This window comes from Curvibacter sp. GW821-FHT09D12 (genome assembly GCF_059416245.1).
In genome coordinates this window covers 275,852-291,339 of the sequence record NZ_JBWKOU010000002.1, presented here as the reverse complement: position 1 = coordinate 291,339, position 15,488 = coordinate 275,852, and the positions used below count along the sequence as shown (strand labels likewise).

The window sequence follows — 15,488 nt, the reverse complement described above, 5'->3', positions numbered from 1 at the left end:
TGCCTTCACAGCGCCCACGTCTGAGCGTGTGCATGATCGTCCGTGACGAAGCTGCCAACCTGCCCGGTGCCCTGGGCTCGGTGCGGGGCTTGGCGCAAGAGCTGATCGTGGTCGACACCGGCAGCACCGACGACAGCCCTGCGATCGCCCAGGCCCTGGGCGCTCGGGTGCTGCACTTTGCCTGGTGCGATGACTTTGCGCGTGCCCGCAACGTGGCCCTCGAAGCTGCCACGGGCGACTGGGTGCTGTGCCTGGATGCTGACCAGCAACTCGACCCAGCCAGCCTGCCCGCTCTGGAGTGGGCCCTGCAGCGGCAGGATGTTCTGGCCCAGATGGTCACCATCCAACTGCTCACGGCGGCGGCTGATGACCTGGCCAATCCACTGCATGACGGGCGTGCCCTGGCCGTGTTGCAGTCGTTTCCGCAACTGCGCCTGTTTCGGCGTGATGCCCGCATCCGTTTCCAGGGCCGGGTGCACGAGGATGTGGCCGACAGCCTGCTGGCCATCGGCAGCAGCCATTGGCCTGAGTCGGGCGTCGCTCTGTGCGATCACGGCTACGTGCAGGCCAGCGAGCGTGAACGCAAGCGCGAACGCAACCTGGCCCTGCTGCAGCGGGTGCACGAGGAGGCCCCCGATGCCCTCTACCCAGCCTTCAAGCTGGCAATGTCGCTGCCGGCCCACCAGCGGGTCGAACAGGCGGCGCTGCTGCAGGCCACCCTGGGGCGCGTCCTGCAATTGCCGGTGGCCGAGCAAAGCACGTTGCCCTTTCTGCCCCAGTTGCTGGCCCGTGCGGTTGACGCCTGGGTGAATCAGGGATGCCTGCTGGACGCTGCGCGGGCCTGCCAACGAATGCTCGATCTGCATGGCCCGGTGTTCGACTTCACCACCGGCTGTGCCTGGGCCCGTGCTGGCGAGTGGGTGCTGGCGCGCCACAGCCTGCTTCGATACCTGGCCGCACCGGCCAAGGCCCCGCACCCTGCCTGGCAGGCCGACCCTCTGGCCAGCCCGGCCCAGGCCTGCTGGTGGTTGGCCTGGATGGCCCGGCAGCAGGGTGATTTCACACAGGCGCAGGCCCACGTGCAGCAGGGGCTGCGCACCGCCACGCCCCTGCAACGCGCTGCGCTGGAGGGGGAAGGCGTTGAAATCCTGCTGGCCCAGTTCGAATGGGTGGCCGCTGCCCAGGCCATCGGGGCCATGCAGGCCGGCCCGCAGGCCCCGGCGGCGGCGCTCAGTGAACGGCTGCGCGTCAGTGCCCGACTGGCTGAGCTCACGGGCGACCTGCCCACGGCCCACACCCTGGCGCAGTCGGCCCTGCTGCCGGGGCAGGATGGTGCCGCTGCTCTGCTCGCCACGCTGGAGATCCAGGCGGGCGAGATCGATCTGCAGCGCCTCCAGCACCACCATCAGGCCCTGGCCGGCCAGTTCTTCGACACCCTGGCCCTCAAGCTCCTGATCGCCCGAGAGCTGGGCCTGGCCTGGCCGTCAGACCTCCCGGCTGCCACCCTGGTCTTGATCACGCCGCCGGAGGGCGAGACCTGAAACAAGTGTTTCCGAATGTGCTTTGAGGCGTGGTGTGCCTTGTGCGCTTTTTGTTACGGCGTTAACTTCGCCGCATCATGTATCCACCCTTGCCCGCTGTTGCCAAAGCCGATCTTCAGGGCCTGTTGGCGGCCCTGGCCCATGCTCCGCCAGAAGACCGCCTGGAGCTGAACCTGTCTGCCTTGCAGTGGGACACCCTGGCCGCTTACCTGCAACCCCTGACCCTGGCCTCGGGTGAGGTGCTGTTTCAGAAGGGTGTGCTCGATCGCACGCTGTTCCTGGTCGAGCGGGGCACGCTCAGCGTGCACCTGGAGGACGACAAGGGCCGCCTGCGCCTGGCCATGGTGGGGGCGGGGTCGGTGGTCGGTGAGGGGGCGTTTTTTTCCCATCAACCCCGCAGCGCCACCGTGCAGGCGAACAACGCCTGCCAGTTGTGGGCCCTGAATCCATTGCGTTTTGTTGAGCTGGCCAATCGCCAGTCGGCCCTCGCGCTGGCCTTGAGCCTCGCCTTGGGCTCGGTGATGGCGCGCCGCATGCGGCAGCGCCGCCGCCGCGTGGCCAGCACTTGAGCGCCCTCTCTTTTTCATCTCCAAGTCAGGTTTTCGGGCTACCCTTGGCCACTTTGTAAAGGAATGCGTCGATGTCCCTGCTTGCGTGGTTGTTTGGCAAAAAGCCCCCGCGTGCCTTGCCTGATTCCTCGGGCCTGCAGCACATGGACCACACACGCCCGCTGCACCCCAGGCCGGGGCATGCCACTCCACCGAAAGACAAGGCCCGTTCAGCGCCAGCGGTCGATGAGGCGCAGGCCCCACACCGCAAGAGTGAACGGCACGGCCGCCGTGAATTGTTGTACGGCGTGGTGCGAGACACCATGGCCCGTGTCGGGGTGCTGTCTTCGCGCTACAAATTCAAGGTGCTCTCGCTGGACCAGCAAGGGCGTCAGTTCCTGGTGATGATGGACATCTCGCCCGACGTGACCAGCGACAACATGCGCCTGAGCGAAATCGAGGTGTTGCTGGCCCAGACGGCCAGGGCACGGCATCAGATCCTGGTCACCGCGGTGTACTGGCGCCTGAACAACCATGTCTCCACCGGCTTGGCGCCAGAGCGGCGTTCCGCGGCGGTCCCGGCCGTTCCGGCGTCGGCGCCCCAAGCCCCACGTTTCGAGCCGATCCAGTCTGACGAAGTGGCCGCCTTTCACAAGGCCTTGGCCGAGATCGGCGCGGCGCAGCCCGCGCTCGGGCAGACGCTGCAAAGCGGGCCGCGCATGTCCGCCCAGGCCACGGGGTTTGAGGACACCGAACGGATTCCCGGGCACGACTCCGATGATTCGCGCCCGCAGGCCCTGAGCAATACGCAGTACGGCGATCTGTGACGCCCAGGCCTGACCAGGCCGGGTGTCAGTGGCCTTCGAAATCCACCAGCGTGAACAGCGGAAGTCCGCTGTCCACCAGCCGTTGTGATCCGCCCAGTTCGGGCAGGTCCACGATGGCTGCCCCCTCCGTGACCACCGCACCCAGTTTCTCCAGCAGTCGCCGGCCGGCCATCATGGTGCCGCCCGTGGCAATCAGGTCGTCAATCAGCAACACCCGGTCGCCAGGCTTGACCGCATCGGTGTGCAGTTCCACCGTGGCGCTGCCGTACTCCAGTTCGTAGGTCTCCTCGACCGTGGTGAACGGCAGTTTGCCCTTCTTGCGGATGGGCACGAAGCCCACATTCAATTCGTAGGCCACCACGGCCCCCAGGATGAAGCCACGTGCGTCCAGGCCGGCCACCACGTCCGGACGCAGCGCCGGGTCCAGGTAACGGTGCACAAAGGCGTCGATCAGTACCCGGAACACCCGAGGGTTCTGCAGCAAGGGGGTGATGTCACGAAACTGCACCCCCGGGGCGGGCCAGTCGGGCACGGTCCGGATGTGGTCTTTGAGGTATTGGCTGACATGCAGCGAGGATTCGGTGCGGTTCATGGCTTGGCGGGCTTCGCAAGAAGCACCTGTCTGTTGATGAATGTGGCCCGCATTCTGCCCTTGCTGGCTCAGTCTTCGCGTCTTGTCCTGCCGCGGGCCGCTTGCATTCCCTTTCAAAGTCGCGCTCATAATCCAAGGGAAACCCTCTGGCTGACCCAGCCACTTCCTACCCTATGGCGATCGCCCTGTTGTTGATTGAGCGTGATGGCGCGCACCGGACCGCCTTGTGCGCCATGCTGACGCGCGAGCACCCGTCCTGGCGCGTGGTGCTGGCGGGCTCTGTGGCGCAGGCGCTGGGCCGGCTGCAACAGGGGCCTTTCGACGCGGCCCTCGTCGGCAACCAACTGCCGGACGGCTCTGCTTTCGATCTGCTCGAGGCACTGGGGCAGATCCCGGCGGTGATCATGGTTGAAGAAGGCGGCGAAGGGGCTGCCGCCAGGGCTTTGCGTGAAGGCTTCGTCGACTACCTGATCCAGGACACGCGGCTGGGCTACTTGCTCACGGTGCCGGGTCAGGTGCTGGGGGCGGTCGACAAGGCCCGGCTGGAGCAGGCCTTCCAGCAATCCGCGGCCCTGTCCGAGATGGCGCTGGAAGGGGCTGGCCTCGGCTTCTGGCAGCGCAACCTGCTCACCGGCGAGGTCCGGCTCAGCCAGCGTTGGCTCGAGATGCTGGGCCTGGATGACCCCCAGGCCCAGAACTCGATCCACACCTGGCAAGGCCTGGTCCACCCAGACGATTGGTCCTTGGTCCAGGACGCACTGAACGACTACCTGGCTGGCACACAAGCCGCGTATGAAGCCGAGTACCGCATGCGCCACCGCGACGGGCACTGGATCTGGGTGGCCAGCCGCGGCCGGGTGGTCGATTGGTCCTCGACGGGACAGGCCCGGCTGATCAGTGGCACCTACATGGACGTCACAGCCCGCCATCGCGCCGATGTGGCCCTCAACCGCCAGCACCGGCTGTTGCAGGCCTTGTCGCGGGCCCAGAGTGCCTTCATCGCGAATGCCGAACCTCATTCGGCCTTCGAAGGGTTGATGGGGTTTGTGCTCGAGATCACCGGAGCCCGGGCCGCCGGGGTGTTCGAGCGCACGCCCGGGCCGCGGCAGGACCCGGTGTGGTCCGCGCAGGCCGTGGTCGGTACCTTGCCTGAGGCCTTCCGCACGTGGATGACCCAAGCCCTGGCCCAAGGGCCGCAGCCGGGGCGCGTCCAGCAGACCATGAGCACCGAGGCTGAGGTGGGCGATCGGCGCTGGCAAGTGATTCCGATGGCCTCCGACGGGCGTGTGGTGGCCTGCGTCGGGCTGGTGTTCGATGCCTCGGTGGCAAGTCCCGACTGGGTGGAACTCGATCCCTTGCTCAACACCGCCAGCCACCTGATGCTGGCTTGGCGAGCCCGCCTGGAGCGCCGCCAGGCTCAGGAGCAACTGCGCGAGGCCACCGAACAACTGGCCCAGAAAACCCGGGCCCTGGAACTCACGCTGGACACCATCAGCCAGGGGATCGCCAGCTTTGATGAACAGGGCGTGCTCCGGTTCTACAACCGCCGATTTCAGGAGCTCGTGGACGTGCCCGAGCCCGTGCTCCGGCCGGGTGTCACGGCGGAGGAGCTGCTTCGCTTCCAGGTCATGCGCGGGGATCTGGGGCCTGCACTTGAACTGCTCTCGCCAGAGGCCCGGGCGGGCCTGGTGGCCAATCCTCACACCGACGGCCGTGATCTGCCCGATCAGTACCTGCGACGCACCCTTTCGGGCCGCGTGCTGGAGGTGCGCTCGCGCCCGCAGCCGGGGGGCGGCTGGGTGCGTACCTTCAATGACGTGACCCCCTACGTCGACGCCCAGGAGGCCCTGCGTCAGAGTGAGGAGCGCTGGCGCCACCTGAGTCTGCTGTCCTCCGACTGGTACTGGGAGCAGGATGCCGACTTCCGATTTGTCCGCATTGATGGCCATCATGACGGCCGCAGCGGCCTGAGCGAGCAGCAGACCCTGGGTCGCACCCGCTGGGAGATCGATGCGGCCAACCTGGACGCGGCCCAATGGGCGGAGCACCGCCGCGCCCTGGAAGCGCATGAACCCTTTTACGACTTCGAGATGCAGCGCATCGGCAGCAGTGACGGCCTGGGACGCTGGGTGTCGGTCAGTGGTGCGCCGCTGTTTGATGCGCAAGGTCAGTTCAAGGGCTACCTGGGGGTGGGGCGTGACATCACGGAGCGCAAGCGCAACGAGGCCATCATCGAGCGGCTGGCGTTCTATGACGAGCTCACCGGCCTGCCCAACCGGCGCCTGCTGTTGCAGCGCCTGGGCCATGGCTTGCGCGCCTGCGGACAAGGCGAGCGGCACGGGGCGCTGCTGTTTCTGGACCTCGACAACTTCAAGGACCTCAATGACACCCTCGGCCATGATCGCGGCGACCAACTGCTGAGCCAGGTGGCCACGCGCCTGGTGGCTTGCGTGCGCCCCGACGACACCGTGGCCCGTCTGGGCGGCGACGAGTTTGTGGTGGTTCTGGATGACCTGGGGCCGAAGCCCGCCGAGGCCGTGGCCGTGTCGGAGGGAGTGGCGCAAAAGATCCTGCAAGCCCTCAATCAACCGTATCCGATCGGCGACAGCCTGCACCACAGCACGCCCAGCATCGGCATTGCCCTGTTCAGCGATTCGCGCCTGACCCCTGATGAGCTGCTCAAGCGGGGCGACCTGGCCATGTACCAGGCCAAGGCCGCCGGACGCAACACCCTGTGCTTTTTTGACCCCGGCATGCAGGAGGCCGTCAGCGCCCGCTCGGCCATGGAGTCCGACATGCGCCAGGCCCTGCAGCGCGGTGAGTTCCGCCTGCTGTACCAGCCCGTGGTGGATGGGCGCGGCTGCATCCAGGGCGTGGAGGCCTTGGTTCGTTGGAACCACCCGCAGCGCGGCCACATTTCGCCGGCCGAGTTCATCCCGCTGGCCGAAAAGACCGGCTTGATCCTGCCCTTGGGGCGCTGGGTGCTGCAAACGGCCTGCCGTCAGTTGGTGAGTTGGTCCGACAACCCCGACATGGCGCACCTCACCATGGCCGTCAACGTCAGCGCGCGCGAGTTCCGCGACCCGGCTTTCGTCGAGGCCGTGGTGGCTGTGCTGGCTCACACCGGGGCGAAGCCCAGCCTGCTCAAGCTGGAGCTCACGGAGAGCCTGCTGCTCAACGATGTCGAAGACATCATCGCCAAGATGACCCGGCTGCAGATGCGCGGGGTGGGCTTCTCGCTGGACGATTTCGGCACCGGCTACTCCAGCCTCAGCTACCTCAAGCGCCTGCCGCTGGACCAGCTCAAGATCGACCAGTCCTTTGTGCGCGACGTGCTCACCGATCCCAACGACGCCACCATTGCCCGCACCATCATTGCGCTGGCGGCCAGCCTGGGCCTAGCGGTGGTGGCCGAAGGCGTCGAGACCGAGGGCCAGCGCGCATTCCTGATGCGCAATGGTTGTGAAGCCTTCCAGGGCTACCTGTTCAGCCGCCCCGTCCCCGCCGTGGCCCTTGACGCCCTGGTGCTTGAGGGGCGCGATAAATCATAAATATCGTTTGAAATTTGAATTATTTGTTAAAAATGCTTGATCGGGCTCATTTCCGCTCGTAATATGTGATCCAGAGCCCAGCTGGAAAACTGTTTCCAGGGGTTGTAAAGGACCCCCATGTCAAGCGAAGGCCTTCCATCCAGCGAGTGCAGTCTGCCGCCCTGTGCGTCAGGCCCAGCCTGCGACGAGTCTTCGCTGCGGGCCACCTTGTTCGATCAGGCCCCGCTGGGTCTGTGTCTGTTGGTGGCCGGGCAACCCCGGCTGGTGAACCGCCGCTTTGCCCGCATGTTGGGCGGGGATGGCGTTGAGGCCACGATGGAGCCGGGCCTGCTGCGCCAATGCTGGCCCACGTTCTGGCCTCAGTTGCGCGGCCTGGGCGAAGAGCATCGCATCGTGGCCTGCGATCTCGCCAATGGCGTGCAGTTCAATGGACGTGCCTTTTCCTGGCGCATTCCGGCTCTCGGGCCGGATGCCGAGATCGTGACCCTGGTCAACGCCAGCCAGCTGGACTGGATCAGCTTTTCAGCCGACTGGCAGGCGCGCATGTTGGCGCAGGCCGAGGGCATGTGCCGCACCGGATCGGCCGAGCTGGATCTGGATCAAGGCCTGGCCGTGGTCTCGCGTGGGCTGGGGGAGCTGATCGGGCGCACCCTGCCCGTGGGCGGCATCGCCGCCTGGCGCCTGCTGCGTTGGGTGCCCTCTGAAGAGCGGGGCTACGTGGCCTCCATCTGGGGCGCTGCCATCGACGATGAGCCCTTCGAGTTCCAGCACCGCCTGGTGCGGGCCGATGGATCGCGCCTGGAGATCCTGCACCGCGGCATGGTCGAAACCGGGCCTGACGGCCGCCGCCATGGCTACCTGATCCTGCAGGACATCACCGCCCAGCGCGAGGCGGAGCACCGCATCCAGGAACTGGCCAACCAAGACGAGGTCACCGGCCTGGCCAACCGCAATCAACTGCTGGACCGGCTGGACGCTGCCGTCCATGCGGCCAGCTGGGACCCGCGTCCCATCACCCTGCTGTCCATCCACATCGAGCAGATCGACCAGCTCTCGCAATCCATGGGCTATGGCGCAGGCGACGCCATGGCCATGGCCGTGGCGGCCCGCCTGAGTGCCCTGGGCGGGGCCGAGCATGTGGTGGCCCGAGTGGGCGGTGGCGAGTTTGCCTTGCTGATGGGCGAGGGGCCGGCCGGGCAGGGTGATCAAGGCACCGCCGGGCGCGAGCTGGCACAGCGTGTGGTGCAGGCCCTGAGCCGGCCAGAGCGCCTGGGCTTTGCCGAGATCGTGCCGGTGCCGCAAGTGGGTGTGGCCCGTTTTCCGGCCGATGCGGACACGGCCAGCCGCTTGCTGGAGGCGGCCCAGACCGCCCGCCAGGGCGTGCGGGCCACAGGTGACCAGATTGCCTTCTTCACGCCACAGATCAATGAGCAGGCCAAGCGTCGCCTCGCCATCGAGGCCGGATTGCGTCATGCCGTCGAGCATGATGAATTGCAGCTGCGCTACCAGTTGCAGATCGACCTGGCCAGCGGTCTGGCCGTGGGCGCCGAGGTGTTGCTGCACTGGCACAGCCGCGAGCTGGGCGAGGTGCCTGCCGAAGAGTTCCTGCCCGTGGCCCGACACACCGGCCTGATCGTGATGCTGGGCGACTGGCAGCGTGAAGCTGCTTGCACCGTGTTGCAGAACTGGTTGCATGAAGGCGTCAAGCCCCTGCGCCTGGCGCTCAACCATTCGGCGCTGCAATTGCAGCAGCCGGATCTGGTGGCCAAGTTCCAGAACGCCCTGCTGGCGCATGGCTTGCCCTCGGTGCTGATCGGCATGGAAGTGTCAGAGCAGGCCCTGATGGCGGGGTCGGCCGACATGGCGCGCAAGCTGGCCGAGTTGCGCGCCCTGGGCATCGAGATCACGCTGGACGACTTTGGTACCGGTTCCTCCAACCTGAGTCTGCTGCGCAGCCTGCCGGTGGATGTGCTCAAGGTGCATCGCTCCTGTGTGCCCGACGTCACGGCGGCTTCGGGCGCGGTGTCGCTCACGCGGGCCATCATCAACATGGCCCACAGCCTGCAGATGAAGGTGCTGGCCGAGGGCGTCGAGACCGACGGGCAACTGGCCCTGTTGGTCGCCAACGGCTGCGATCGCATCCAGGGCCCGGCCTTCAGCCCGGTGGTCGACCTGGCCACCTTGGAAAGCCAGCTGCGTGCCGGCGCCGTGCGGCTTTCAGAGCGCTTCATGCGCCGCCAGCGTGAGCGCACCCTGCTGCTGGTGGACGATGAGCCCAACATCGTGGCGGCGCTCAAGCGCCTGTTCCGCCGTGATGGCTACCGCATCGTCACGGCCACCAGCGGCGCCGAAGGCCTGCAGCGCATGGCCGAGTACGAGGTCGATGTGGTGTTGTCCGACCAGCGCATGCCGGGCATGACCGGGGTCGAGTTTCTGCGCCGGGCCAAAGAGCTGTATCCCGACACCGTGCGCATGGTGCTGTCGGGCTACACCGAGCTGCAGTCCATCACTGATGCCGTCAATGAAGGCGCCATCTACCGCTTTCTCACCAAACCCTGGGACGATGAACGTCTGCGCGTGCATGTGCAAGAGGCCTTCAGTCAGAAGGGCATGGCCGACGAAAATCGGCGTCTTGCCCTGGAGGTGCGCGAGGCCAACGAAGAGCTGGCCGTGCTCAATGGACGCCTGGAGCGCGTGCTGAACAACCAGCAGGCCCAGCTCGACCTTGAAGCTTCGCGGGCCACGGCGGCACGCGACATGCTGGATCTGCTGCCGGTCCCTGCCTTTGGCATCGACCCGGCGGGCATGTTGGTGATGGCCAACCTGGCGGCGCAGCAGTTGTTGGGCGCCGATCGCCTGCTGCTGGGACAGTGTGCCGCGGGGGTGCTGCCTGCGCCGCTGGCCTCGCTGTGGGAGCAGCCGGGCGAGCAGTCCCTTGATTTTGAATGGTCCGGGCGGCGCTGGCGCGCCTGCACCCGATCTTTTGGTGCATCTGCCCCCCGGGGGCATTTGCTGGTGTTCAACCCATTGGCTTGACGACCCATGCCCGCAGAGACCCTGATCCCGCTTGACGAAGCGGCCCTGCCTCCGCCAGCCTTGCTGCCAGCCAGCCCGGCGGTGCTGCTTGACACCGCCGGCCTGCCGGAGTCCCCGTCCTCTCCAGGTGCCCGGCTGGCCTACCTGTTTCGCCGCTGCCAGGCGCACCCCTTGCGCCAGATCCTGGCCGACCACCGCGGAGTCCACGAATGAATCTGCCCAACGTTCTGCCGCTGGATCGGGCGCAGTGCATCGAGCAGGTGCGCGCCTTGCCATCGCTGCCGGCGGCGGTGCTTCAGCTCATGTCCTTGCTGCAGCAGCAGGACGTCAACCTGGATCCGATTGCCGAAACCCTGTCGCTGGATCAGGCCTTGGCGGCCAAGGTGCTGCAACTGGCCAATTCCCCGTTTTACGGCATGTCCGGCCGCATCACCTCGATCCGCAACGGCATCAACATCCTGGGTTTGCGCCCGCTGAGCACCCTGGTGCTGGCGGCCGTGCTGACCGTGCAGTTCGACCAGATGCATGGCAAGGCCCTGCACCTGGATGAGTTCTGGTCCCACTCCATCGCCAGTGCCGTGGCGGCACGTGCCCTGGCCGAAGCGCAAGGCCTGGACGAAGCCTCGGCCTTCACCGCCGGCTTGCTGCACGATGTCGGTCTGCTGGTCCTGGACAGCCTCTACCCGATCGAGATGGCTCAGGCCCTGGCGTGGGCGGTCGAACACGATGCCCCGCATCTGCAAGCCGAGCAGGCCTTGCTGGGGGTGTCGCATGCCGAGGTGGGGGCCTGGCTCGCCCAGCACTGGCATTTTGCGCCTGAGGTGGTGGCCGCCATTGCGGGGCACCACAGCCCCCCTGACAGTGTGCAGCTCAACCTCACGGACCTGGTGCATGGTGCCAACGCGCTGGTCCATGCCCTGGACCTGGCTGGCGTGGCCCATGAGGCTGTGCCCCCGCTGCAGTCGGGGGCCTGGGGCCGGATGGCCCCCGTGCGCCAGCACCTGCCGCGCCTGCTGCCCCGCATCGAGCAGGAGTTCGAACAACTGCGGGCGATCCTGCGCCCCACCCAGGAGAGTCCGGCATGACCCCCGCATCCCCCGAAAACGGCCTGCCCGATGTCCTGCTGGACCAGATGTCCATGGAGCAGGTCCATGCGATGGTCAATGAGCTGCTCAAGGCCAATGAGGAACTCAAGGAACTCAACAGTAAGTTGTCGGATGCCCGCAGCAAGCTGATCCAGTCCGAGAAGCTGGCCTCCATCGGACAACTGGCCGCGGGCGTGGCGCACGAGATCAACAACCCCATCGGCTTCATCTTCTCCAACTTCGGCACCCTCGAAAAGTACTTGCAGGACCTGTTCCGGATGCTGTCGGCCTATGAGCAGGCTGAAAGCGAGCTGGGCAGCAGCCCGGTGGCTGCCAGGCTGCGTGCCCTGTACGAAGAACTTGAAATTGAATACCTCAAGGACGACATCCCCAGCCTGATGAACGAGTCGCGCGACGGCATCCAGCGTGTGCGCAAGATCGTGCAGGACCTGAAGGATTTCTCTCGCGTCGATGCGCGCCAGGAGTGGGAGTGGGCCAATCTGCACAACGGCCTCAACTCCACGCTCAACATCGTCAACAACGAGATCAAGTACAAGGCCGACGTGGTGCGTGAGTTCGGCGACCTGCCCGAGGTGCAGTGCCTGCCCTCGGAGATCAACCAGGTGTTCATGAACCTGCTGGTCAATGCGGCCCATTCCATCACCGCCGAGCGCGGCACGATCACGCTGCGCACGGGGCTGGAGGGGGCCGAGGTGTGGGTCGAGGTGGCCGACAACGGCTGTGGCATCGCCCCCGAGAACCTGTCGCGCATCTTCGACCCCTTCTTCACCACCAAGCCGGTGGGGCAGGGCACGGGCCTGGGGCTTTCGCTGTCCTACGGCATCATTCAGAAGCATGCCGGACGCATGGAGGTCAGCTCCCACCTGGGGCAAGGCACCTGTTTTCGCATCACCCTGCCGGTGCGCCAGGCGCAGCCAGCCTGAGGACCACCATGGAAGAAACCCCTGTCGCCCAGCCGGACAGCGCCCTGTTGTCGTCCTGGAGCGTGCTGTGCGTGGACGATGAGCCCAGCATCCTGTCGGCCCTGCGCCGGGTGCTGCGCGTCGAGGGCTGCCGCATCCTGACCGCCAACAGTGGCGCCGAGGCGCTGGCACTGCTCGAAACCGAGCCGGTGGATGTGGTGGTCAGCGACATGCGCATGCCGGTCATGGACGGCGCCCGCCTGCTGGCCGAGGTGCGCGCGCGCTGGCCCGGCACCGCGCGCGTGTTGCTGACGGGCTATGCCGACATGGACGCCACCATCCTGGCCATCAACGAGGGCCAGATCTACCGCTACATCCACAAGCCCTGGGACGAGACCGAGCTGCGCCTGACCGTGCGCCAGGCGGCCGAACGCCAGGTGCTTCGACGCGAGCGTGATCGCCTGCAGCAACTCACCCAGGTGCAGAACGAAGAACTCCAGGTGCTCAACACCGGCCTGGAGCAGCGGGTGGCTGAACGCACGGCCGAGCTGGGCCAGGCCAACGACCGACTCAAGAAAAACTACCTCACCACCATTCGCGTGTTTGCGGGTCTGCTGGAAATGCGCAGTGGCCAGCTCGGCGGGCATGGCAAGCGGGTGGCCGATCTGGCGCGGCGCATCGCGGTGGCCATGGAAGTGCCCAGCGACCAGGTTCAGGACATCTTTGTGGCGGGCCTGCTGCATGACATCGGCTTCATGGCCGTGCCCGACGCGCTGCTGGCCAAGCCCGTGGGCCGTTACACCGCGGACGAGATGCAGCTCTACCAGCGGCATGCGGTGCTGGGGGCGCAGTCCCTGATGGCGCTGGACGACATGCAGGCCGTGGCCGGCCTGATCCGCTCACACCACGAACGATTTGACGGCAAGGGCTACCCTGACAAGATCGCAGGCAGTGCCATCCCCTTGGGCAGCCGCATCCTGGCCGTGGCCGACACCTGGGACGACTTCCTGCACGGGCACCTGACCGGCGCCCAGCTCAAGCAGACGGAGGCGCAGACCCTGATGCAGCGGGCCCGGGGTGTCCAGTTCGACCCCGAGGTGGTCGACGTGATCCTGCAAGTCACGCAGGTCGAAACACCGCGCACGACCAAGCTTCAGGCCATCGCGACCGATGGCCTGGCGCCGGGCATGGTGCTGGGCAAGGACCTGACCACCCCCGAAGGGGTGGTCTTGCTTGCGGCGGGCCAGAAGCTGACCCAAGGCCTGGTCGACCGCATCCGTCGCTATGAACAATCCGAGGGCCGGCCGCTCGATCTGATGGTGCGCGAGGCGGCCTGAGGCTGTTGCGCCTCAACACGTCAATGCGTGAATGCGTTTTCAGCCCCGCAACAGCTTTTCTTCGGCCAGGGCCAGGGGCTCGGGGCGGCCCGACAGCACCAGCGTGTCGCCCGGCAGCAGGGGCGTGTCGTCCGCTATCGGCGCCAGTTGACCCCCGTGCCGGCGCAGGCTGAGCACCCGAACCCCCATGGCCAGCAAGGCCAGTTGGCCCAGCTGGCGACCGGCCTGGCGGGTCGCCTCAGGCAGGGTCACGGTATGCAGTCGTTCCTGGTCACGCTCCAGCCCGGTGTCGTCATCGGCGCCGTGGAAGTAGCCCCGTAGCAGGTTGTAGCGCGCATCGCGCTGATCCTGCACCACGCGGATCACCCGGCGCATGGGCACCCCCACCAGGGCCAATGCGTGGCTGGCCAGCATCAGCGAGCCCTCGATCGCCTCGGGTACCACCTCGGTGGCCCCGGCAGCCTGCAGCTTTTCCAGATCATGGTCGTCCTGGGTGCGCACGATCACCGGCACATGCGCCGCGTGAGAGCGGGCATTGGCCAGCACCTTGAGGGCGCTGGGCACCTCCAGGTAGGTCACCACCACCGCGCTGGCCCGGGCCAGGCCGGCGGCCATCAGGGCCTGCAGCCGCGCTGCATCTCCGAACACCACCGAGTCACCGGCCGCAGCCGCCTTGCGCACCCGGTCGGGGTCAAGGTCAAGGGCCATGTAGGGAATGCCTTCACGCTCCAGCATGCGCGCCAGGTTCTGGCCGCACCGCCCGTAACCGCAGATGATCACGTGCTTGCTGGTGTTGATCGACTTGCGGGCGATGGTGGTCATCTGCAGCGACTGTTGCAGCCACTCGCTGGCCACCAGCTTCATCACGATCCGGTTGCTGTACATGATCAGGAAGGGCGTGGCCAGCATCGACAGCACCATGGCTGCCAGGATCGGGTTGGTCAGATCGGGCGACAGCAGCTTGTGCTCCAGGGCCAGCGACAGCAGCACGAATCCGAACTCGCCGGCCTGCGCCAGGTACAGGCCGGTGCGCAGCGACACCCCGGCCGTGGCGCCCAGGGTGCGGGCCAGCACCGCCACCAGCGTGAGCTTGAGCAGCACCGGCAGCAACAGCAGCACCAGCACCAGCCCCCAGCGTTCGAGCACGATGTGCCAATCCAGCATCATGCCGATGGTGATGAAGAACAGCCCCAACAGCACGTCGTGAAAGGGCCGGATGTCGATCTCCACCTGGTGCTTGTATTCGGTCTCGGACACCAGCATGCCGGCAATGAAGGCGCCCAGTGCCAGGCTCAGCCCGGCAGTTTCGGTGAGCCAAGCCAGACCCAGGGTGATCAGCAGCAGGTTGAGCATGAACAGCTCATCGCTTTTGCGCCGCGCCACCAGGGTGAGCCACCAACGCATCACGCGCTGGCCCCCCACCAGCAGCAGGGCCACCAGGGCACCGGCCTTCAGCATGGCCACCCCCAGCTCGGCCAGCAGCTGGTTGGGCGGGCTGCTCAGGGCCGGGATCAGCACCAGCAAGGGCACCACGGCCAAGTCCTGGAACAACAGCACACCCATCACGCGCTTGCCGTGCTCGCTCTCCAGCTCCAGGCGTTCGGCCATCAGCTTGACCACGATGGCCGTGCTGCTCATGGCCATGGCCCCGGACAAGGCCAGGGCGGTCTGCCAGCCCATTTTCCACAGCGTCGGCGCCAGCGCTGCCAGAAACAGCGAGCCCAGGGTGCCCAGGCCGAGGGTCAGCAACACCTGCAGCAGGCCCAGGCCGAACACATGGCGGCGCATGGCGCGCAGCTTGGGCAGGCTGAATTCCAGCCCGATCGCGAACATCAGGAACACCACTCCGAACTCGCCCAGGTGGCGCACCCCTTCCGAGTTCTGGGCCAGGGCCAGCGCGTGGGGCCCGATCAGAACCCCCGCGATCAGGTAGCCCAGCATCGGCGGCAGCTTCAAGCTGCGGCAGCCGACCACGCCCAGCACGGCGGCCAGCAGGTAAAGCAGCGTGAGTTCCAGTGAAGTCATAGCGTTCGATACTAGCCCACAGA

11 protein-coding genes are annotated in these 15,488 nt (G+C 66.6%); 9 read left to right on the top strand and 2 right to left on the bottom strand.

From position 1 onward, the window contains the following. Nucleotides 1–32 precede the first annotated feature (32 nt). The 3 genes from AC07PT_RS03845 (at nt 33) to AC07PT_RS03835 (ending at nt 2,916) form a co-directional block, all read left to right on the top strand. Complete coding sequence (locus tag AC07PT_RS03845; RefSeq protein ID WP_492348582.1) at nt 33–1,541, top strand: glycosyltransferase family 2 protein; 1,509 nt, start codon at nt 33–35, stop codon at nt 1,539–1,541. A 77-nt stretch (nt 1,542–1,618) separates the two neighbouring features. Beyond that, on the top strand, nt 1,619–2,110 hold the full coding sequence (locus tag AC07PT_RS03840; protein WP_492348581.1) for a Crp/Fnr family transcriptional regulator: 492 nt from the start codon (nt 1,619–1,621) through the stop codon (nt 2,108–2,110). Nucleotides 2,111–2,181: 71 nt separating this feature from the next. After that, the gene (locus tag AC07PT_RS03835; RefSeq protein WP_492348580.1) at nt 2,182–2,916 is read left to right on the top strand and encodes a hypothetical protein; all 735 of its coding nucleotides are present in this window, start codon (nt 2,182–2,184) and stop codon (nt 2,914–2,916) included. A gap of 25 nt (nt 2,917–2,941) precedes the next feature. Here the strand turns inward: AC07PT_RS03835 and AC07PT_RS03830 are convergent, their stop codons facing one another. Then, entirely contained in the window at nt 2,942–3,508 is a 567-nt protein-coding gene (locus tag AC07PT_RS03830; RefSeq protein WP_492348579.1) for an adenine phosphoribosyltransferase, read from the bottom strand. A 173-nt stretch (nt 3,509–3,681) separates the two neighbouring features. On the opposite strand from AC07PT_RS03830, the gene AC07PT_RS03825 reads away from it, so the two are divergent. The 6 genes from AC07PT_RS03825 (at nt 3,682) to nosR (ending at nt 13,440) form a co-directional block, all read left to right on the top strand. Further along, nucleotides 3,682–7,059 (top strand): EAL domain-containing protein, encoded by a 3,378-nt coding sequence (locus AC07PT_RS03825; RefSeq protein WP_494655828.1) that lies wholly within the window; start codon nt 3,682–3,684, stop codon nt 7,057–7,059. Between the two features lie 117 nt (nt 7,060–7,176). Beyond that, entirely contained in the window at nt 7,177–10,095 is a 2,919-nt protein-coding gene (locus AC07PT_RS03820) for an EAL domain-containing protein (RefSeq protein ID WP_494655827.1), read from the top strand. A gap of 6 nt (nt 10,096–10,101) precedes the next feature. Then, the gene (locus AC07PT_RS03815; RefSeq protein WP_492348576.1) at nt 10,102–10,308 is read left to right on the top strand and encodes a hypothetical protein; all 207 of its coding nucleotides are present in this window, start codon (nt 10,102–10,104) and stop codon (nt 10,306–10,308) included. Further along, nucleotides 10,305–11,180 (top strand): HDOD domain-containing protein, encoded by an 876-nt coding sequence (locus AC07PT_RS03810; protein WP_494655826.1) that lies wholly within the window; start codon nt 10,305–10,307, stop codon nt 11,178–11,180. The genes AC07PT_RS03815 and AC07PT_RS03810 overlap by 4 nt, the downstream gene beginning before the upstream one ends. Then, nucleotides 11,177–12,124, top strand: a complete 948-nt coding sequence (locus AC07PT_RS03805; protein WP_492348574.1) for an ATP-binding protein — start codon at nt 11,177–11,179, stop codon at nt 12,122–12,124. The genes AC07PT_RS03810 and AC07PT_RS03805 overlap by 4 nt, the downstream gene beginning before the upstream one ends. A gap of 8 nt (nt 12,125–12,132) precedes the next feature. Continuing rightward, nucleotides 12,133–13,440, top strand: a complete 1,308-nt coding sequence (gene nosR / locus AC07PT_RS03800) for a response regulator c-di-GMP phosphodiesterase, NosR family (RefSeq protein ID WP_494655825.1) — start codon at nt 12,133–12,135, stop codon at nt 13,438–13,440. Between the two features lie 39 nt (nt 13,441–13,479). Here the strand turns inward: nosR and AC07PT_RS03795 are convergent, their stop codons facing one another. After that, nucleotides 13,480–15,465, bottom strand: a complete 1,986-nt coding sequence (locus AC07PT_RS03795) for a monovalent cation:proton antiporter family protein (protein ID WP_492348572.1) — start codon at nt 15,463–15,465, stop codon at nt 13,480–13,482. Nucleotides 15,466–15,488 lie beyond the last annotated feature (23 nt).

What these genes read in the sequence shown, in the direction of transcription:
- AC07PT_RS03845 (WP_492348582.1), top strand. Translation starts at nt 33, where the DNA reads ATGATCGTCCGTGACGAAGCTGCCAACCTGCCCGGTGCCCTGGGCTCG.
- AC07PT_RS03840 (WP_492348581.1), top strand. Translation starts at nt 1,619, where the DNA reads ATGTATCCACCCTTGCCCGCTGTTGCCAAAGCCGATCTTCAGGGCCTG.
- AC07PT_RS03835 (WP_492348580.1), top strand. Translation starts at nt 2,182, where the DNA reads ATGTCCCTGCTTGCGTGGTTGTTTGGCAAAAAGCCCCCGCGTGCCTTG.
- AC07PT_RS03830 (WP_492348579.1), bottom strand. Translation starts at nt 3,508, where the DNA reads ATGAACCGCACCGAATCCTCGCTGCATGTCAGCCAATACCTCAAAGAC.
- AC07PT_RS03825 (WP_494655828.1), top strand. Translation starts at nt 3,682, where the DNA reads ATGGCGATCGCCCTGTTGTTGATTGAGCGTGATGGCGCGCACCGGACC.
- AC07PT_RS03820 (WP_494655827.1), top strand. Translation starts at nt 7,177, where the DNA reads ATGTCAAGCGAAGGCCTTCCATCCAGCGAGTGCAGTCTGCCGCCCTGT.
- AC07PT_RS03815 (WP_492348576.1), top strand. Translation starts at nt 10,102, where the DNA reads ATGCCCGCAGAGACCCTGATCCCGCTTGACGAAGCGGCCCTGCCTCCG.
- AC07PT_RS03810 (WP_494655826.1), top strand. Translation starts at nt 10,305, where the DNA reads ATGAATCTGCCCAACGTTCTGCCGCTGGATCGGGCGCAGTGCATCGAG.
- AC07PT_RS03805 (WP_492348574.1), top strand. Translation starts at nt 11,177, where the DNA reads ATGACCCCCGCATCCCCCGAAAACGGCCTGCCCGATGTCCTGCTGGAC.
- nosR (WP_494655825.1), top strand. Translation starts at nt 12,133, where the DNA reads ATGGAAGAAACCCCTGTCGCCCAGCCGGACAGCGCCCTGTTGTCGTCC.
- AC07PT_RS03795 (WP_492348572.1), bottom strand. Translation starts at nt 15,465, where the DNA reads ATGACTTCACTGGAACTCACGCTGCTTTACCTGCTGGCCGCCGTGCTG.